This window comes from Polaromonas sp., assembly GCF_030680935.1.
Classification (GTDB): Bacteria; Pseudomonadota; Gammaproteobacteria; order Burkholderiales; family Burkholderiaceae_C; genus Polaromonas.
In genome coordinates this window covers 126279-145653 of record NZ_JAUXUP010000042.1, presented here as the reverse complement: position 1 = coordinate 145653, position 19375 = coordinate 126279, and the positions used below count along the sequence as shown (strand labels likewise).

Annotated in this window: 20 protein-coding genes; 18 read left to right on the top strand and 2 right to left on the bottom strand. The window is 61.4% G+C overall.

Annotated features, from left to right (window positions below; genetic code table 11):
* The 11 genes from thrC to Q8L50_RS11555 form a co-directional block, all read left to right on the top strand.
* On the top strand, positions 1–1428 hold a 1428-nt coding region (gene thrC, locus Q8L50_RS11605; RefSeq protein ID WP_305348789.1), incomplete at its 5' end, for a threonine synthase.
* 78 nt (positions 1429–1506) lie between these two features.
* Positions 1507–2040 (top strand): molybdopterin-guanine dinucleotide biosynthesis protein B, encoded by a 534-nt coding sequence (mobB, locus tag Q8L50_RS11600; protein WP_305348788.1) that lies wholly within the window; start codon positions 1507–1509, stop codon positions 2038–2040.
* The gene (gene glp / locus Q8L50_RS11595; RefSeq protein ID WP_305348787.1) at positions 2037–3296 is read left to right on the top strand and encodes a gephyrin-like molybdotransferase Glp; all 1260 of its coding nucleotides are present in this window, start codon (positions 2037–2039) and stop codon (positions 3294–3296) included. Before mobB ends, glp begins: the two co-directional genes overlap by 4 nt.
* The gene (gene moaD / locus Q8L50_RS11590) at positions 3293–3544 is read left to right on the top strand and encodes a molybdopterin converting factor subunit 1 (protein WP_305272789.1); all 252 of its coding nucleotides are present in this window, start codon (positions 3293–3295) and stop codon (positions 3542–3544) included. Before glp ends, moaD begins: the two co-directional genes overlap by 4 nt.
* Before the next feature lies 1 nt (position 3545).
* On the top strand, positions 3546–4019 hold the full coding sequence (locus tag Q8L50_RS11585) for a molybdenum cofactor biosynthesis protein MoaE (protein ID WP_305272792.1): 474 nt from the start codon (positions 3546–3548) through the stop codon (positions 4017–4019).
* A gap of 56 nt (positions 4020–4075) precedes the next feature.
* On the top strand, positions 4076–6238 hold the full coding sequence (locus Q8L50_RS11580; RefSeq protein WP_305272795.1) for a PAS domain-containing protein: 2163 nt from the start codon (positions 4076–4078) through the stop codon (positions 6236–6238).
* On the top strand, positions 6232–6888 hold the full coding sequence (locus Q8L50_RS11575; protein ID WP_305272798.1) for a response regulator transcription factor: 657 nt from the start codon (positions 6232–6234) through the stop codon (positions 6886–6888). Before Q8L50_RS11580 ends, Q8L50_RS11575 begins: the two co-directional genes overlap by 7 nt.
* Positions 6889–6951: 63 nt before the next feature.
* A complete protein-coding gene (locus Q8L50_RS11570; protein WP_305348786.1) occupies positions 6952–8010 on the top strand; it encodes a hypothetical protein in 1059 nt (352 codons plus the stop codon).
* Positions 8007–8546: an ATP/GTP-binding protein gene (locus Q8L50_RS11565; protein ID WP_305272804.1), complete on the top strand. Its 540-nt coding sequence runs from the start codon at positions 8007–8009 to the stop codon at positions 8544–8546. The genes Q8L50_RS11570 and Q8L50_RS11565 overlap by 4 nt, the downstream gene beginning before the upstream one ends.
* A 36-nt stretch (positions 8547–8582) precedes the next feature.
* Positions 8583–9044, top strand: a complete 462-nt coding sequence (locus Q8L50_RS11560; RefSeq protein ID WP_305272807.1) for a roadblock/LC7 domain-containing protein — start codon at positions 8583–8585, stop codon at positions 9042–9044.
* Between the two features lie 87 nt (positions 9045–9131).
* On the top strand, positions 9132–9491 hold the full coding sequence (locus Q8L50_RS11555; RefSeq protein ID WP_305272809.1) for a hypothetical protein: 360 nt from the start codon (positions 9132–9134) through the stop codon (positions 9489–9491).
* Positions 9492–9638: 147 nt separating this feature from the next.
* On the opposite strand, the gene Q8L50_RS11550 is transcribed toward Q8L50_RS11555, so the two are convergent.
* Positions 9639–10124: a MarR family winged helix-turn-helix transcriptional regulator gene (locus tag Q8L50_RS11550; RefSeq protein WP_305272812.1), complete on the bottom strand. Its 486-nt coding sequence runs from the start codon at positions 10122–10124 to the stop codon at positions 9639–9641.
* A 104-nt stretch (positions 10125–10228) separates the two neighbouring features.
* On the opposite strand from Q8L50_RS11550, the gene Q8L50_RS11545 reads away from it, so the two are divergent.
* Both Q8L50_RS11545 and Q8L50_RS11540 read left to right on the top strand, forming a co-directional pair.
* Positions 10229–11251: a tripartite tricarboxylate transporter substrate binding protein gene (locus tag Q8L50_RS11545; protein ID WP_305272815.1), complete on the top strand. Its 1023-nt coding sequence runs from the start codon at positions 10229–10231 to the stop codon at positions 11249–11251.
* A 106-nt stretch (positions 11252–11357) separates the two neighbouring features.
* Positions 11358–12599 carry a flavin-dependent oxidoreductase gene (locus tag Q8L50_RS11540; protein WP_305348785.1) on the top strand — a complete coding sequence of 414 codons (1242 nt, stop codon included), beginning with the start codon at positions 11358–11360 and terminating at the stop codon, positions 12597–12599.
* 10 nt (positions 12600–12609) lie between these two features.
* On the opposite strand, the gene Q8L50_RS11535 is transcribed toward Q8L50_RS11540, so the two are convergent.
* Positions 12610–13230 (bottom strand): hypothetical protein, encoded by a 621-nt coding sequence (locus Q8L50_RS11535; protein ID WP_305348784.1) that lies wholly within the window; start codon positions 13228–13230, stop codon positions 12610–12612.
* Between the two features lie 172 nt (positions 13231–13402).
* On the opposite strand from Q8L50_RS11535, the gene clpB reads away from it, so the two are divergent.
* The 5 genes from clpB (at position 13403) to Q8L50_RS11510 (ending at position 19306) form a co-directional block, all read left to right on the top strand.
* On the top strand, positions 13403–16003 hold the full coding sequence (clpB, locus tag Q8L50_RS11530; protein WP_305348783.1) for an ATP-dependent chaperone ClpB: 2601 nt from the start codon (positions 13403–13405) through the stop codon (positions 16001–16003).
* 222 nt (positions 16004–16225) lie between these two features.
* Positions 16226–16885, top strand: a complete 660-nt coding sequence (locus Q8L50_RS11525) for a metalloregulator ArsR/SmtB family transcription factor (RefSeq protein WP_305348782.1) — start codon at positions 16226–16228, stop codon at positions 16883–16885.
* 8 nt (positions 16886–16893) lie between these two features.
* Entirely contained in the window at positions 16894–17244 is a 351-nt protein-coding gene (locus Q8L50_RS11520; protein ID WP_305272835.1) for a DsrE/DsrF/TusD sulfur relay family protein, read from the top strand.
* Positions 17245–17258: 14 nt separating this feature from the next.
* Positions 17259–18014 carry an MBL fold metallo-hydrolase gene (locus Q8L50_RS11515; protein ID WP_305348781.1) on the top strand — a complete coding sequence of 252 codons (756 nt, stop codon included), beginning with the start codon at positions 17259–17261 and terminating at the stop codon, positions 18012–18014.
* Between the two features lie 11 nt (positions 18015–18025).
* A complete protein-coding gene (locus tag Q8L50_RS11510; RefSeq protein ID WP_305272841.1) occupies positions 18026–19306 on the top strand; it encodes an MFS transporter in 1281 nt (426 codons plus the stop codon).
* Positions 19307–19375: the final 69 nt, after the last annotated feature.

Below are 19375 nucleotides of genomic sequence, written 5' to 3'. Positions count from 1 at the left end.
TACATCAGCACGCGCGGCGCCGCGCCCATTCTCGACTTCGAAGAGGTCACGCTCGCCGGGCTCGCCCGCGACGGCGGCCTGTACGTGCCCGAAAGCTGGCCGACGCTGTCGGCGGCGGAGATCGCCGATCTGCGCGGCCTTAGCTACGTCGAGACCGCGCTTCGCGTCTGCCGCCCGTTCGTCGGCGATTCGCTGACCGAGGACGAGCTGCGCGGCCTGCTCACCCAGGCCTATGGCAGCTTCTCGCATGCCGCCGTCACCCCGCTGAAGCAGCTCGACGAGCGGCAATGGCTGCTCGAGCTGTTCCACGGCCCGACGCTCGCCTTCAAGGACGTGGCGCTGCAGCTGCTCGGGCTGCTGTTCGAACGCTTCCTGTCGACGCGCGACGAGCATCTGACCGTCGTCGGCGCCACCTCGGGCGATACCGGCTCGGCGGCGATCCAGGCGCTCGCCGGCCGCGCCAAGGTCGACATCTTCATGCTGCATCCGCAGGGTCGCGTCTCCGACGTGCAGCGCCGGCAGATGACGACGGTGATGGCGCCCAACGTCTACAACATCGCCGTCGACGGGACCTTCGACGACGCGCAGGCGCTGGTGAAGGCGATGTTCAACGACGCCTCCTTCGCGTCGCGCTTCCGGCTGTCGGCGGTCAATTCGATCAACTGGGCGCGGCTGATGGCGCAGGTGGTCTATTACTTCGCGGGCTACCTTCAGGCAACGCAGGATTCAGCAGGCTTAGCCCGAACGGAAGTCCGGAAAGTCAGCTTTGCCGTGCCCTCAGGCAACTTTGGCAATGTCTGCGCCGGCCATGTGGCACGCATGATGGGCCTGCCGATTGACACGCTGGTGGTTGCCACCAACGAGAACGATGTGCTTGACGAGTTCTTCCGCACCGGTGTCTACCGCGTGCGGGCCAGCGCCGACACACACGAGACCTCCAGCCCGTCGATGGATATTTCGAAGGCGTCCAACTTTGAGCGTTTTGTGTTTGACCTGTTGGGCCGCGATGCCGCGCGTGTGGCCGACCTGTTCGGCGCGCAGCTGTCTGCCCAGGGGCGGTTTGACCTCAGTGGCGACGCAGCCTTCCAGGCCGCTGCACGGCACTACGGTTTTGTCAGTGGCAAAAGCACCCACGCCGACAGGCTGCAGACCATCCGCGACACCCATGCGCGTTTCGACCTCATCATCGACACCCATACCGCCGACGGCCTGAAGGTCGCGCGCGCCCACCTGATGCCTGACGTACCCATGATCGTGCTGGAGACCGCCTTGCCGATCAAGTTTGCCGAAACCATCCAGGAGGCGCTGGGCCGCCTGCCGGCGCGGCCGGCCAGGTTTGAGGGGATCGAGGCCCTGCCCAAGCGCGTGGTTGTCATGCCTGCCGACGCGCTGCTGGTCAAGGCCTATATCGCCAAACATGTGGACTAAATCGGGCTCCAGCCCTTTCTGGTTGTGCGCAAACAGCTATAAAATCCATAGCAAATTCGAACTGGTCCAGGGCATTTCATGAACGTTGTTGCATTCGCCGGGTATTCCGGTTCGGGTAAAACCACCCTGGTGGAAAGCCTGATTCCCGCGCTCAGGCAGCGCGGGCTGCGGGTCTCTGTCGTCAAACACGCGCACCACAGCTTTGACATTGATCAACCGGGCAAAGACACCTACCGCCACCGGCAGGCCGGTGCGTTTGAGGTGGTGGTGGCGTCCAGCAATCGGCTTGCACTGATCCGCGAGTTCGAGCAGCCCACGCGGCTGTCAGTGCACCACCTGATTGCCGAGTTGTATGAAGGTGTGGACTGGGTGCTGGTAGAGGGCTTTAAAAGCAGCGATCTGCTCAAGGTCGAAGTCTGGCGCGCGGCTTCCGGCCAGCCCGTGCGTTACCCCGACGATGACTTTGTGGTGGCGATTGCCACCGACTCGCCCGACCAGCTGCCGCAAACCACCCTCAGGCCGGTGCTGGATTTGAACGATGTCAATGCGGTCGCCAACTGGCTCATCGACAATCAGGACCGTTTTGTCTATCGCCCTGAGTTGTATGCATGAACGCTTCGGTATTGTCCAACCCGCCTGCTGCCCGCCCGCCGCTTAAAGCCCTGGACGAGGCGTTGGCCGAACTGCTGGCGCGCGCCCTGCCGTTGGCTGGCACACAGACGGTCTCTACCTTTGACGCCGATGGCCGCGTGCTGGCGCAAGACGTGGTGTCTGCGCTGCAGGTGCCGCCTGAAGACAACAGCGCGATGGACGGTTATGCGGTGCGCAGTGCCGATCTGGCCGATCGCGCGGCGGTGTTGCGTGTATCGCAGCGTATTGCGGCTGGCAGCAGCGGTGACCCGCTGCAAGCTGGCACGGTGGCGCGTATTTTCACGGGCGCCCCTATACCCGAAGGCGCCGATGCAGTGGTGATGCAGGAAGACTGCGAGTTAATGGCGGAACAACAAGGTTTTGTCCGCGTGACGCAGCCGCCCCAGGCCGGGCAGTGGATCCGCCGTGCAGGTGAAGACGTGGCGCTTGGCGCTGCCGTGTTATCAAAAGGGCAGTTGCTCACACCCGCCGCGCTTGGGCTGGCGGCCAGTATCGGCATGAAAACCCTGCAGGTGGCCAGGCCGCCAAGGGTGGCGCTGTTTTCTACCGGTGATGAGCTGGTGATGCCCGGCGAGGTGGCGCCTGCCGACATGCGGCCCGGCGCGATTTACAACTCCAACCGCTTTTTCCTGCGCGCCCTGCTGCTGCGCCTGGGATGCCAGGTGACCGACCTCGGCATCGTGCCGGATCAACGCGAAGCCACGCTGGACGCGTTGCGCATCGCTGGCGAAGACCACGATCTGATTTTGACCAGCGGCGGTGTGTCGGTGGGTGAAGAAGACCACATCAAGCCCGCCGTGCAGCAGCTGGGCACGCTCGACCTCTGGCAAATTGCGATGAAGCCGGGCAAACCTTTTGCCTATGGGCGGGTTGGCAACGCGCACTTCATGGGCTTGCCGGGCAACCCGGTGTCCAGCTTCATGACCTTTTTGCTGCTGGTGCGGCCCTTTTTGCTCAGGCTACAGGGGGCAAGTGATGTTGCTATCAAACCAATAGCTGCCCGCGCCCATTTCACCTGGGCCAAAGCTGACAAACGCCGCGAATTTCTGCGTGTGCGACGCGATGCGCAAGGCGGGCTTGAGCTGTTTGCCAATCAGAGCTCCGGCGTGCTCACGTCCGCTGTCTGGGGCGATGGGGTGGTGGACAACCCGCCAGGGCAGCGCATTGCGCATGGCGACACGGTGCAGTTCATCGCTTTTTCGGAGTGGCTGGCATGAAAATCTCGGTCCGGTATTTTGCGTCTGTGCGAGAGGCCATCGGCGAGGGCGCTGAGCAGGTCAACACCGCCGCTGCCAACCTGGCAGCGCTGCGCGACGAGTTGATTGCACGCAGCCCGGCCTATGCCGAGGCGCTGGCACGTGGCAAGTCGGTACGTATGGCACTCAACCAGGTCATGGCCGATGAGTCGGCGACTTTGACCGAGGGTTGCGAAGTTGCTTTTTTCCCGCCTGTGACGGGGGGCTGACATGACAGCGCGGGTCAGCATCCAGTCGGCGGATTTCAACCTCGCGCAGGAAGTGGCGCGGCTGCGGGCGCACGACAAACGTGTAGGCGCCATCTGCAGTTTTGTCGGCACAGTCCGTGACCGCAACGACGGCTCGTCTGTCAGCATCATGGAGCTCGAGCACTACCCCGGCATGACCGAAAAAGCCATTGAAGCCATGATTGACGAGGCAGACCGTCGCTTTGACATCTACGGCGCCCGCGTGGTTCACCGCATTGGTGTGCTGCAGCCCCTGGACCAGGTGGTTCTGGTGGCGGTGACCTCGGCCCACCGCGGCCAGAGTTTCCAGGCCTGCGAGTTTTTGATGGACTACCTCAAAACCCAGGCACCGTTCTGGAAGAAAGAGCAGACGCCGGAAGGCGCGCGCTGGGTCGATGCGCGTGTCAGCGACGATGCTGCGCTGGCCAAGTGGGGCATTCAGGCCAGCAACGGCTGATTGGCGTGTGCTCCTCGCCTGCCCGCCCGCCCCGGGAACTGATACAAAATATCCGCATGGGCAGATTGACCGGGTTCGTTGCAAGCAATAGGGATTTCCTTGGCAGCCGTGTTTTCTGGACTTTGACGCTGGTTGCTTCGCTCCTGTTGCTGTTCTTCTCGGCACTGCTTGCTGTCAATTTCACCTCCATCGACCGGATTGCAGCCGTCGTGCCGCGTTTTGAGGCATGGGAAAAAAAGGAGGAATTGGTACGTCATATCGACGCGAACATGTTCGAGATCCAGGCGGCGCGGCGCGGCTTTGTGCTCACCGGTGACGCCGCGTTTATCCGTACTCTCGACACTGCCAGCAGCGAGATAAAAACCAACTTTCAGGCATTGGAAGACGCGATCGCGCGGTTTCCGCATCCTGAAAGCGACCTGGAAGCCAGAGTGGCAAAGCTGACCAGGATGGTGGACGCCTATCAGGTCGAAATACGCCGCTCGTTGGCGCTGCGCATCGAGAAACCGACAGCCATGGTTGAACAGCAGAAGATCACGCTGGAAGGGGAGGTGCTGAGCCGCGCCATTCACCAGACGTTGGCCGATATAGAAAAAACGCTTGATGGACAGTTTGCAACAGACATCCGTTATTTGGTCAGCGTCAATCAGGGCCTTCAAAAAAACGCGCTCTGGCTGGCGGCTGTCGGCCTGGCCATGTTGCTGGGCGCGTTTGCAGCCGCCTTGAAGGAGGCTAACCAGCGGTTCCGGGCTGAACGCGCACTGGAAGCCTCCAACGCCGAACTGGAGAAGAAGGTGCAGGCGCGTACCGCAGCGCTGGCTAGCGGTGAAGCACGGTTTCGACGCTTGGTCGAACTTTCAGCCGACGCGATCATATTGTGCGGCGCCGATCGCACCGTGGCCTATGCCAACCCCGCTGCGTATCAGTTGCTGAAATGCAGCGGGGCCTTTGAGCTGGAAGGGCGTGATGTTGCGACCTTCTTTGCCAAAGGAGAAGCCTTGTGGGCGGATTCTCTCTGGAAGTCGCCGCAGCAGCTTGGCTTCACGAATGCCAATGCGCTCGATGCCAGCGGTGAAAAAGTGCCGGTTCAGCTGGGTGCTGTTTCCTATGTCGACACGGATGGGCTGAGGGCGCAACTGGTGCTGCACGACATGACAGTGCTCAAGACCACCGAAACTGCCATCACGGAGCAGTTGCGGTTTATTGACCAGCTTCTGGAGGCCATTCCGATGCCACTGTGCGTGCGCGATGAGCGGGGCCAGTTTTTGCGGATCAACCGTGCCTACGAAGTGGCCTTTGGCTGCAAACGGGATGAGGTGCGCCATCGCTCGGTGTTTGACGTGTTGCCTTATGCCCTGGCCGACCGGGTCGCCCAGCAGGACAGGCTGGTGATGGAAGGGTTGACTTCGCTCGTGTTTGACAATCGGCTTGAGTTGCCTGACGTGCCCCACCGGGATTTCCTGGCGCAGGCTTGCGCCATGCGTCGCTCCGATGGCAGTGTTATTGGCGTGATTGCAGTCGATACCGATGTGACCGAGATTCGCATCAAGGAGGCTGAGTTGCGCCGAGGCAATGCGGAGCTGGAAGAGCTGTCCAAGAAGCTGATCCACTCCCAGGAGGACGAGCGCCGCCGCATTGCCCGCGATCTGCATGACCAGGTGGGACAAATTCTGACGGCATTGAAGATGTCCTTGCAGATGCTGGCTGTCAATGACGCGGGCATCCAGTTGATGCTACAGCGCCCGGTCGAATTGGCTGACGAGGCTTTGAGCCATACCCGAAGTCTGACCGCCTCGCTGCACCCGCACATTCTGGAAGACCTGGGTCTGGATGCTGCCGTTCGCTGGCTGGTGGACAAATTTGCCCGGCCTTTCATGGAGATTGTGCTGGTTGACATACGGCTGAACCCTTCCCGCGGCCAACCCGCCAATGAATTGGTGGCTTTCAGAATCGTGCAGGAGGCGATCACCAACGTGATGCGCCACGCAAATGCATCACATTTGCGCATTTCGCTCAAAACATGGGGCGCAGTGCTGCACATTCTGGTGGCCGACGACGGAGACGGGCTTGATGCCAGTTTGAATTTGTCCGGTCAAGTGCCAGGCGGGTCCTTGGGCCTGGCAAGCATGCGTGAGCGACTTGCAGAAGCAGGAGGTGATATGTTGATGGAAAGTGCAGAAGGTAAGGGCGTCCGGGTTCGGGCGGTCCTGCCATGGTGACATTTGCGCCTTTGCGGGTTTTGCTGGCAGACGACCACAATCTGGTGCGTGCCGGCCTGCGCGCCTTGCTTGAAAGCCTGCCCGGGGTGGAGGTGGTGGCCGAGGCCAGTGACGGCGACGAGGCGGTGCGCTTGGTGGTCGATCTGCTTCCATCGATCGCCCTGCTCGACATTGCCATGCCGCGCATGAGTGGACTGGCCGCCCTGCGCGAAATCCGGCTCAAGGCGCCGCAAACCCGGGTGATGCTGCTGTCGATGTACGACAACCATGAGTACGTGACCGAGGCCATCCAGTCAGGCGCTGCGGGTTACATGATCAAGGATGCGGCCGTTAACGAACTGGCCCTGGCGCTGGCGGCGGTGGACCGCGGCGACACTTATTTGAGCCCCAGTGTCTCGCGCAAGCTCGCGCAGGCCTTTGTGACCCGCGCGGAGCCGGCGAAGGAAAGCCTGCTGACGGCCCGACAAAGCGAGGTGCTCTGTCTGGTCGCTCGCGGCCTGTCGAGCAAAGAGGTGGCCCGTCACCTCAATTTATCGGTCAAAACTATCGAGACCCACCGTGCCCAGATCATGGAGCGCCTGGATATTCGCGATCTGGCGGGCCTGGTGCGGTATGCCATACGCAATGACCTGATTGGCGACGAAGCGTGAATTAAGTCCCGCTTTTAGCGGCGATCTAGGGGTAATTGTGTAGGGCCCGCGGCAACCACCCCCATGCCGATGGATAAGTGCACGTATGGTTGGCATGCTGCCTATCACCTAACCTTGAGGTATCAATCTTCAAGGACAGCGGGCATGGCAGACAAACTGACAATCAACGTATGGAGCGACTCGCTGGAGGAACGTTCCGTCGTTCGATCCATGCTCTCCATTATTGGCGCAAGCGCTGACGACGATTGGCAGTTCACAGACTCTCCCTCTGCAGATCTGCTGCTGCTTGGCAACGCCAGCGTCGAGCCTCGGGCTGCTGGCGGCAACGCACATGTGGTTGCCCGTTTTCTCAATGCAGGCGACCCATTGCCTGGTGGCGATGCGTTGGCCGTGCAACGCCCGCTGCGGCCGATGCCATTCATGGACCTGCTCAATGAGGCGGCAAGGCGGCTGCGCAGCCTCCCTGCAGTGCAGGCGTTCTCTGCGACCATTGACCCGTCTCTTCTTGATCAGTTTCAGCCACAGCTGTCACTGGCCCAGTCCCTGCGCGACGTGCGCGCCAGCGGCATGCTCCGGCCTTTTGCCCTGAGAGGCGCCAATGGTGATGTGCTCGCCTTGATCAATCTGGCACGCGCCGCCCTCAGCTCCAGCTACGACGTGGGCGCTCTGCACAGGCACCTCAAAACGAATTTCGTGAGATTGGAGCCACGTACGGTGAGTGAGTGGGAACAAGCGGTGCTTCAGGATACCCCGCAGTCGCTGGATGTTTTGTGCTGGCGCACGGGCAACAGCCTTGCGGACTGGAATGGTCTCGTGCCCTGGCTGAACAAAAATGAGAGTTATCGCATGATCGGTTGGCCTGATTTCGGCTCTATCGGCACCGACACCGTGGGCATCAAACTTTCCGCCCTGTTGGTCAAACGGTCGTTGACGCCCCTGCAGTTGAGTGCTGTTTCGTCCGTCAGCTTCGGCCAGGTGGTGAGCTTTCTGAATTCCGCATCGCTGTGCGGGCTGCTGACGGTGGCGCCTCCAGCGCAGGCGACGATTGCGACGCGCCTGGCCCCGCCGCCCGAACGGCTTTCCATGATGGGTCGCTTGCGGCGCAAGTTGGGTCTGTCATGACGATAGGACAGGAATACAAAATTATTGTCACCGGCACCATGGGTGCGGGCAAGACGACCGCTATTGGCGCGATCAGTGATGTCACGGTTGTCAGTACCGAAGCTGCCAATTCAGATCAGGCGGCCTATGCCAAAGCCTCTACCACGGTGGCGCTTGACTACGGCGAGATCAAGCTCGAAGGCGGCGACCGGGTTCGCCTGTACGGCACGCCGGGGCAGCAGCGTTTCAGCTTTATGTGGGGCATTCTGGCCAAAGGTGCCTTGGGCCTGATTTTGTTGATTGACAACAGCTCACCCACTCCCCTTGAAGACCTGGGGCGCTTTTTGACAGCTTTCGACGAGCTGGCACAAAACGGTGCGGTGGTGGTAGGTATCACCCATCGGGACGTGACTGCCGGCCCCACGATGGGGCAATACCAAGAGGTGTTGTCCAGTCGGGGTTTGAGCTTGCCGGTTTTTTCCATCGATGGCCGGGAGCGGGAGCATATTTTGTTGATGGTCGACGCCTTGCTGAGCTCGATTGAAGCGTTTGAATGAGGCCGTTCGATGTTTTTTGATCCCGAAAGAAATTCCATGGAAGTCACCGAAGTCGGCGCCGTAACCAGCCAGCTGCCACCCCAAGAAGTTGCATTGCGTCAAAACCCTTCATTGCCGTCCCTGTGTCATCCTGCGATTCAGTGGTTCATGTCCCAAACGAGTGGCGTGACTGCTGTGTTGGTGGCCACGGCTGATGGTTTCGAAATTGCTTCTGTGCTGCATCAGTCGCTTTCGGCCGAAAAAATGGCTGCCATGACGAGCTCCATCCTCGCGTTGGGGGAGGCCGTACTGGCCGAAGCCGAGCTCAGCGACTGCCAGAACGTGGTGATCGAATCGAGCAAGGGCCTGGTTGTGATGCTTGCCATCGGCGACCCCCGCAATGAACTTCTGCTCAGCGTGATTGCCGACCGCAACGCGATGCTTGGCCAGGTACTTTGGGCAGCGCGCCGCTGTTGTGAGCAGATTCGGCAATCCGTGCTGGCGATCGCGACGCACTAGAAAAGAAAACCCAACGGCTTTGCGGTCTGGTGCCCCCGCGCAGCTTTTTTTTTGAATCAGGGCACCAGCAACTCAAGGAAATAAATCATGGCGAATATCAAAGACAGTCTCGACACCCTGATGAGCCTCGACGGCGCGATGGCCGCCGCAGTGGTAGACGGCAACTCCGGCATGGCATTGGGCAAGATCGGCTCGGGCGTCGATCTGGATGTTGCCGCTGCTGGCAACACCGAAGTGGTCCGCTCCAAAATGAAAACCATGAAGGCGCTGGGCTTGAAAGAGGATATCGAAGACATCCTGATCACGTTGGGCACCCAGTACCACATCATCCGTCCGTTCGTCACGATGCCCGGGCTTTTTGTGTACCTCGTGCTCGACAAGTCACGCGCCAACCTGGCAATGGCGCGCATCAAGGTTCAGCAGATCGAGAAGACGCTGACGGTCTGAGGTCCGCTTGGGCTGACTGATGAAGTCTGGCGCTGAACCATCGTGTTCAGGGCTCTGCGCCCTGACTTTCGATGATGAAAAACCCCCGGCCTGTTCCCTGGGGTTTTTTCATGGGTTGCTCGCAGCGCCGATCTGTCGATCAGCAGGTTAATCCGCATCCGCCCCCGGTGGTACAAAGGCCGCGCGGGCATCGGCCTCCAGCCCCTCGGTCAGCAACTGCAGCAGCTCGACCAATTGCCCGCGCTGCGCGGTATCGAGCGGGCCCATCAATCGGTCGTAAGCACGCTCCGCCGGTTCTTGCGCCTGCTTGAGCAGGTCCAGCCCGGCCACCGACAGCGCTATCGACAAATTGCGCCGGCTCATCGGCGCGGGTGAGCGTTCGATCAGCCCCCGCCCCTCCAGGCCGCGCAGCACACGCAACACCGTTACCTTGTCAAACCCCAGTGCACGCGCCAGGCTGGACTGGTCCAGCCCCGGGCTGGCGTGCAACACGCTGAGCACGCCAAACTGCGCCGGCGTCAGCCCGACACTGCGGCATTCGTCTTCAAAAACAGCGGCAGAGATCTGGTGGGCACGACGCAGTAAAAAACCGGGGCGGGCGTAAAGCCGGGCTAGATTGTGTTGGGCGGGCACGGTAGTAAAAGGTTCCAGGGGACTGGGTTCTAAGGGAATTCATGGATTGTGCCTTGTCGTCTTTGGTCGAAAATGGTTAGCATGCAAACTGAAAAGGCGCTTTGATGTCCATCAACACCCAACCGTGCCGTCCCTGTCTATTCAAGCTGTCTGTGGGCATTGCGGCAGCAGCCTTCAGCGCCAGCGTTTTTGCGCAGGCCGTGCCACCTGCACAGACTGCCCAGGCGACAGCCTTGCCGCAGGCGCCCATCCGCCTGATCGTGCCTTTCACGCCTGGCACCGGCATCGACTTGATCGCCCGCACCGTCGGGCCCAAATTGTCAGAGCGTCTGGGCCGCCCGGTGGTGGTGGACAACCGGGCCGGGGCCTCTGGCAACATCGGCACCGAAGCGGTGGTGCGCGCTGCGCCCAACGGCAGCACCTTGCTGGTCACCGTCAATACGCTGGTGATGAACGCGGGCCTGTATCCGCAACTGCCGTTTGATCCGGTGAAGGACCTGACGCCGGTGACACTGACCAGCTGGGGTCAATTGATCCTGGTGGCGCATCCCAAAACCGGCTTCAAAAGTGCCACCGATCTGGTCGCCGCTGCGCGCCAGTCGCCAGGCCGCATCAACTATGGCTCGCCAGGTGTTGGCACACCGCACCACTTGTCGATGGAGCTGTTCAAGGCCACGGCCGGCGTGTTTGTGACTCACATTCCCTACCGCGGCACGGGCCCGGCCCTGACGGATCTGCTGGGTGGGCAGATTGAAACCATGTTTTTACCGATTCATGTGGCCCTGCCGCATGTCAAGTCGGGCCGGCTGGTGGCGCTGGGCATTGGCAGCGACAAGCGGCATCCGCTGCTGCCCGAGCTGCCCACGCTGGCCGAGGCCAAAGCCGGCAATGTCAGCGTGGACATGTGGTACGGCATTTTTGCGCCACCCGGCACCTCGCCGGAACTGGTGGCTTTGTACAACCGCGAGATCCGCGAGATCCTGCTCAGCGACGAGGTCAAAAAAGCCTTCTCCGTCCAGGGCATGGACCCGAGTGGCAGCACGCCGGGTGAATTCAAGAACCTGGTCGAAACCGATGCCAAACGTTGGGCTCAGTTGATTAAAGCCCAGGGCATCACCGCCAACTGAGCGTTCAAGCCCGTGAATAGCTATTGAATTGATAGCTGTTTACGCAAGACTGGCAAGGGCCAAGGGCTAATTTGATGCATAAGGCGGGGCAACCCTCAGGAACACCATGAAGATCACAATCATAGGCGGCGGTATAGGCGGGCTGAGCCTGGCGCTGGCCCTGCACCAGCGCGGCCTGGCCTGCGAGGTTTATGAAACCGTGCCTGAAGTCAGGGAGCTTGGAGTTGGCATCACCTTGTTGCCGCACGCCATGCGCGAGCTGGCAGCGCTGGGCCTGCAGGCGCCGATTGAAGCGGTCGGTATCGAAAACGAGGAAAGTGTGTTTTTCAACCGCTTCGGCCAGTTCATCTACCAGGAGCCGCGCGGCCGCCATGCCGGTTACGCGCTGCCCGAGATCGGCATTCCGCGCGGCAAGCTGCACCGCCTGCTTTACGAAGCCGCGCTTGAGCGCCTGGGCGCCGGCGCCATCCACACCGATCACCGCTGCACTGGCGTGACTCAGGACGAGGACGGCGCCACGGTACAGTTCACCCAGACCTCGACCGGAGCGGTTTTGCCGCCGGTGCGGACCGACGTGGTGATTGCCTGCGACGGCGTCAACTCGACTGTGCGCCGCCAGTTCTACCCCGACGAAAAAGTGGCGTTTGCCGGCATCAACACCTGGCGCGGCGTGACGCGGCACAAACCCATACTGACCGGCAAGAGTTACATGCGCGTCGGCTCTATCGACACCGGCAAGATGGTGATCTACCCGATTGTGGACAGGCTGGACGAGGAGGGCAGCCAGCTGATCAACTGGGTGGCAGAGATTCAGCGCGGTGACGCGGCCATGAACGACTGGAACCGCCCCGGCGAGCTGAAGGACTTTCTGGACATCTTCAAGGACTGGCGCTTCCCGTGGCTAGACGTGCCCGCGCTGATTGCCAGCGCAGAGCAAATCCTCGAGTACCCGATGGTGGACAAAGACCCGGTACCGCAGTGGACCTTCGGCCGGGTGACCTTGCTGGGCGACGCTGCCCATCCGATGTACCCGCGCGGCTCCAACGGGTCGGCCCAGGCGCTGATTGATGCCCGGGTGCTGGCCGATCAGCTGGCGGCACACGCTGGTGCTGATGCGCGTGACGCGCTGCTGGCGTATGAACAACTGCGGCTGGCCCCGACTGCCAACATTGTGCTGACCAACCGCTCTGTACCGCCCGACTTCATCAACATGAAGGTCGACGAACTCAGCGGCGGCAAACCTTTTGCCAATATCGATGAGCTGATCAGCCAGCAGAAGCTGCGCGAGATTTCAGAACATTACAAACAGGTGGCCGGGTTTTCACTGGAAGGGCAAAAAGCCGCGTAGGCCGCGCGTTTCAGTTCAGGTACCTGGGCTTGGAGGTCTCTGCGGACAACTCTGCGGCCTCGGTGTCGGGCGCGCCGGTCAGACCGGCTGGCGCGAGGTCTGTCGCTGCGGTCATTGCAAGCGGCGCCTCCAGCCAGCGGGACTGCTGCAGGCCCTGGTGCAGCAATTGCAGCAAGCCATTGCTCAGGGGTGCGTCCATCATGATCTGGAAGTTGCGGCTGCTGTCCTGGCCCGGAAATTTTTCAAACATCTGCAAGCGCAGCTGACCATTGCCCATCAGTGTGATTTTGACCTCGGTCAGCAGCAGCGGCTCTGGCCCTACGGGTACATCAGCCGGTGCACTGGCTTGCGTCTGGTACGGCGTTTCAAAGTCGCCCTTGCGCAGTGAAGCCTCTTTCTCGAAGGCGCTCACCATTTGCTGGCGTTTGTCTTCCAGGCTGGCAGCGGAGGGCCCGGCACCTGCCACTTTGGCCATCTGCTCGCCTGCTGTCTTGTTCAGCACAGGCATCAAACCCAACGCCAGCCGCCGGGTCAGCCAGGCGCGCAATTCGCCGCCTTCCTTGCCGTTGATACGTATCAACAGGCGGTCCTGCTCCAGAACGTAGCTGACTGAAACCTGGTGGATGTTCATGGATGCATTTTAGGCCTGTTCGGCGACGCCTCAGCCCGCGGATTGATCTCCATCAATCCGGCGGAACGGCGGGCGGCGCCTAATCATCTGCAGACCTCGTCGAGCGCAGGGCTATTGAAAAGCCCCGGCCCCAGCCCCAGATCTTCAGCAATCAAGTTCACCAGAGGACGCCATGCGCCAGGACAAACTCACCACCAAATTCCAGGAAGCCCTCAGCGACGCCCAGTCGCTGGCGCTGGGCAATGACAACGCCTACATTGAGCCGGTGCACCTGCTAGCCGCCATGCTGGCCCAGGACGACGGCCCGAAAGCGCTGCTGCAGCGCGCCGGCGTCAATGTGGCTGCCCTACAGGCTGCCGCTGAGGCGGCGATCAAAAAACTGCCATCGGTTTCCGGCCAGGAGCAGATACAGGTCGGCCCCGAACTCGGCAAGTTGCTGCAGGCCACAGAAAAAGAGTCCATCAAGCGCGGCGACCAGTTCATCGCCGGGGAGCTGTTTTTGCTGGCGGTGGCCGACAGCAAGGCTGAGGTGGGGCGTATGGCCAAAGAAGCCGGGCTGAACCGCAAATCGCTGGAGTCGGCGATTGATACGGTGCGCGGCGGCGAGAAGATGGACAGCCCCGAGGCCGAAGGCCAGCGCGAGGCCCTGAAAAAATACACCATGGACCTGACCGAGCGCGCACGTTTGGGCAAGCTTGACCCGGTGATTGGCCGCGACGACGAGATCCGCCGCGCCATCCAGGTATTACAGCGCCGCACAAAAAACAACCCGGTGTTGATCGGCGAACCCGGCGTGGGCAAGACGGCCATTGTGGAAGGCCTGGCGCAGCGCATTGTGGCCGGCGAGGTGCCGGAGTCGCTGAAAGGCAAACGTGTGCTGAGCCTGGACATGGCGGCCCTGCTGGCGGGCGCCAAGTTCCGTGGCGAGTTTGAAGAACGCCTGAAAACCGTGCTGAAAGAACTCGCCAAGGATGAAGGCCAGACCATTGTGTTTATCGACGAGCTGCACACCATGGTGGGCGCCGGCAAGGCCGAAGGTGCGATGGACGCCGGCAACATGCTCAAGCCTGCGCTGGCGCGCGGCGAGCTGCATTGCGTGGGCGCCACCACGCTCGATGAATACCGCAAGTACATTGAAAAAGACGCTGCGCTGGAGCGACGCTTCCAGAAAATTCTGGTGGGTGAGCCTTCGGTTGAAGCGACCATCGCCATCCTGCGCGGCCTGAAAGAAAAATACGAGCTGCACCACGGCGTGCAGATCACCGACCCGGCCATTGTTGCCGCGGCCGAGCTGTCCCACCGCTACATCACCGACCGGTTTTTGCCCGACAAGGCGATTGACCTGATTGACGAGGCCGCCAGCAAGATCGCCATCGAGCGCGACTCCAAGCCCGAGGTCATGGACAAGCTGGACCGCCGGCTGATCCAGCTGCAGATCGAGCGCGAAGCCGTGCGCCGTGAAAAAGACGAGTCCTCGCAAAAGCGCTTCAGCCTGATCGAGGAAGAAATCGTCAAGCTGCAAAAGGAAATATCCGACCTGGACGAAATCTGGCAGGCTGAAAAAGCCCAGGCGCTCGGCTCCAAAGACGTGATGGAGGAAATCGACCGCATCCGTTTCCAGATTGAAGAGCAGACCCGCAAGGGCGACTTTAACAAGGTCGCCGAGCTGCAATACGGCAAGCTGCCCGAGTTGGAAAAGCGCTTGAAGGAAGCGCAGGATGCCGAGGCGAGCAAGGGCAAGTCCGACGCGCCTACGCTGTTGCGCACCCAGGTTGGTGCCGAAGAGATTGCCGAGGTGGTGGCACGCGCCACCGGCATTCCGGTCAGCAAACTGATGCAGGGTGAACGCGACAAATTGCTGCTGATGGAAGGCAAGTTGCACGAACGGGTGGTTGGCCAGGAAGAAGCCATAGGCGCGGTCGCCAACGCGATCCGCCGCTCGCGCTCGGGCCTGAGCGATCCGAACCGGCCCACAGGCTCATTCCTTTTCCTGGGCCCCACGGGCGTTGGCAAGACGGAGCTGTGCAAGGCGCTGGCGGGTTTTTTGTTTGACAGCGAGGACCACCTGATCCGCGTGGACATGAGCGAGTTCATGGAAAAACATTCCGTGGCCCGCCTGATAGGGGCACCGCCTGGTTATGTGGGTTACGAAGAGGGCGGCACACTGACCGAAGCCGTGCGCCGCAAGCCCTACAGCGTGCTGCTGCTTGACGAAGTGGAAAAAGCCCACCCCGATGTCTTCAACGTGCTGCTGCAGGTGCTGGACGATGGCCGCCTGACCGACGGCCAGGGCCGCACGGTCGACTTCAAGAACACCGTCATCGTCATGACCAGCAACATCGGATCCCCCATCATCCAGTCCATGGTGGGCAAGCCGTATGAAGAGATCAAGGACGCAGTGACCGACGAGCTGAAGAACTACTTCCGCCCCGAGTTCTTGAACCGGATTGACGAAACCGTGGTCTTCCATGCGCTCGACGCGAAAAACATCGAATCGATTGCCCGCATCCAGCTCAAGGTGCTGATGGCGCGGCTGGAAAAAATGGACCTGACGATGGAGGTGTCGGAGGCCGCCATTGCCGAGCTGGCCAAGGTCGGCTTCGATCCGGTGTTCGGCGCCAGGCCGCTCAAGCGTGCGATCCAGCAGCGTATTGAAAATCCGCTGTCGAAGTTGCTGCTTGAAGGGCGGTTTTTGCCCAAGAGCACGATCCCGGTCGATGTGGACCCGGTGCGCGAGCCCGGGGTGTTCAGGTTTGACCGGTCAGTGACTTGAGCCGCCATTTCAGAACGCTTGGCTGTGTCATTGCGGGCTTGACCGCAATCCATGGATTCGGGTTCCGGGACAGCAGGTCCGGGCCAGGGTGAGAGCGATCAATTAGCTATCGAGTTGATAGCTGTTTACGCTCATCCCTTGTGGGCAAGCGTCTTTATGGGCGTATGCCATTTTTTGAGATTCGTGTTTGACAAACAATCTAATGAACGTTAGAGTGTTGGTGTGAGACACATTAAAGACCATTTATACGAGCAAGTTGCTCGCATCGGTAAGGCCGTCGCCAGTCCGAAACGTCTGGAGCTGATCGAGCTGCTCTGCCAGGGTGAAAAAACCGTCGAAGTGCTTGCGGCGCAGTCTGAAATCAGCGTCAAGCTCGCCAGCGCCCATTTGAAACAGTTGCGTCTGGCGCGGCTCGCCGAGACACGCAAGGAAGGAAAGTACGTTCTGTATCGACTGGCCAGCAACAGCGTGGCCGATCTCTGGGTGAAGCTGCGGTCCGAGGCCGAGGAACGGTTGGTTGAGTTGCAGATGGCGCTGGCCTCCATCGTCGATCACGGCGAGCAGCTGGAGGGCATCGACCGCGCTGCCATCCTGAAAAAAGCCAAGGCTGGTGAAGTCCTGGTTCTGGATGTGCGGCCGGAAGAGGAATTCGCCAGCGCCCATTTGCCACATGCCCGATCACTGCCCGTGGACGAACTCCGGAAACGGCTGAAAGAGCTTCCCAAAGACGTGCCCGTTGTCGCCTACTGCCGCGGCCCGTTCTGCCTGATGGCCAAGGATGCGGTCGAGTTGCTGCGCAAAAAGGGTTACAGCGCCTTTCATCTGACCGACGGCGTGGCGGAGTGGCGCGCCCGTGGCCTGCCCATCGAACAGTCAAGCTGAGGCACGGCATGAACACACTGCTCATCCTGAACGACGCTCCCTACGGCAGTGAACGGACGTATAACGGGGCGCGCCTGGCGGGCGCACTGGCCAGGCAGTCCGACAACGAGGTCCGGGTCTTTCTGATCGGTGACGCGGCATCCGCCGCGCACCGCTTCCAGAAGGTACCGGGCGGCTTCTACAACCTCGAGGTGATGCTCGGCTCAGTGGTCAGCCACGCCGGCATCATCGGCGTCTGCGGTACCTGTATGGATGCGCGTGGCATCAGTGTCGAGGATCTGATCCCGGGCTCGCACCGAAGCACCCTGGACGAACTCACCCAGTGGACAGCCTGGGCCGACAAGGTTCTGGTGTTTTGACTCAGGAGACAAGCATGTTCTTCAAACAACGACCGGCGGAAAACGCCACCCTCTCTTACTTTTTCGGCTGCGCAGGTCTGGCGAAAGCGGTGGCGGTTGACGTGGCGGCGGGCGACGAGGACTGGTTCATCGCCGAGGCCGAGAAGGCGGGCGTCAGGATTGCCCACGTCATCGACACCCATGTGCATGCCGACCACTACTCGGGCGGCTTGGCACTGGCCCAGCGGGTCGGTGCGCCGTATTACCTGCACGAAAGCAACAAGGGGAGAGTCTCTTTTGAATTCGCGCCAGTCACAGACGGCCAACGCCTTGAGGCCGGCAACGTGGTGGTCGATGTGTTGCATACCCCCGGGCACACGCCGGACAGCATCTGCCTGGTGGTACGCGACCTGCGCCGGGGCGACGAGCCATGGTTCGTCATCACCGGTGACACGCTGTTTGTCGGCGCAGTCGGGCGCCCCGACCTGGCGGGCCGCGAGCGGGAGATGGCGGGCCAATTGCACGATACGCTGCAAGCCAAACTGCTGACCTTGCCCGCCGACCTAGAAATCTATCCCGGCCACCAGGCCGGCAGCGCCTGTGGTGCCGGCTTGTCCGGCAAACCCGCGTCAACCATCGGTTTCGAAAAACGCTTCAACCCCATGCTTTCGATGTCGCGCGACGCATTCGTCAGTGCGGTCACGGCGGACATTCCACCGCAGCCTCAGGACATGGCCCGCATCGTTGAGGCCAACCTGCGTGGAACGGCACCGGAGCCGGCGCACGTCTGAGCTGAAGGCAAATGGAGTACGGGATTCGCACCAACCTCGGCCAGGTTCTGCAGCAGTTGCTGCAGGTACTGTTCGTGGGCATGACCATAGGCATGATGCGCAACGTTGTCCCGGCGCTGGCCGAGACCGAATTTGGCGTGCCGCGCGACTCCTTCATGCTGCTGGTGGCTTTCGTCGTTGCCTTCGGTTTCGTCAAGGGCGCGATGAACTTCGTCGCCGGCCGTCTGGCTGAACGCATGGGCCGCCGGCGGGTGCTGCTGGTGGGTTGGCTGGTGGCGCTGCCGATTCCGCTGGTCGTCTACTTCGCAACCTCATGGAGCTGGATTGTCGTGGCAACCATTTTGTTGGGCGTCAACCAGGGCCTGACCTGGTCGATGACACAGACGGCCAAGCTCGACATCACCCGCGCCGACCAGCGCGGACTGGTCATCGGACTCAACGAGTTTGCCGGTTATGTCGGTGTGGCCATTGCCGGCGTGGTGACGGGTTATGCCGCCTCGATGCTGGGTCCGCGCGAAGGCCTGCTGTGGTTTGGCGCGGCCGTCATCGGGCTGGCCACGCTGCTGGCCTGGCTGGGCGTCAAGGAGACGCTGCCCTGGGCCAATGCCGAAATCAAGCGCCACGTTGCAGCACCTTCGGTGCAAGCTTTGCGACCGCGTTATCCGACGGATGTCAGTGCGCAGCCGACGACCCGGGAAATGTTTGTCCTCATGAGCTGGCGGGACCGCCGCATGGCAGCGCTGTGCCAGGCGGGCATGGTCGAGAAGTTTGTCGATGCACTGGTCTGGGCGTTCTGGCCGGTTTATCTGCACCAGCAAGGCGTCAGCTTGCCCGGTATCGGCTGGATCGTCGGTGTTTACGGTTTCACCTGGGGTGGGGCCCAGCTTTTCACCGGCAGGCTGTCCGACCGGGTCGGCAGGCACTACCTGAACGTCTGGGGCATGTGGCTGTGCGGCGCCGGTGTTGCGCTCTTGCCGCTGGGCCACGGCTCGGCGTGGTGGAGCGCCTCGGCCGCGATTGCGGGCCTGGGCATGGCGATGCTGTACCCGAATCTCAGCGCGGCGGTGGCCGACATCGCCCATCCCGCTTGGCGTGCCTCTGCCATCGGCATATACCGCTTCTGGCGCGATCTGGGTTACGGCATTGGCGCCCTGGGTCTGGGCGCGGCCGCAGCCCTGGGCGGACGCATTGAGAGCGCCTTCTGGTTTGTCGCCGTGGCGATGCTGCTGTCCGGCGCCGTGCTTTACCTCTGGGGTGAAGAAACCCTTCCCCGACTCAACCCCGCGCATTGACGCACGCCAGTCTCTCGGGTAGCTATCAATTTAATAGCTGCTTACGCACGCCAGTAAAGGGCTGCATGG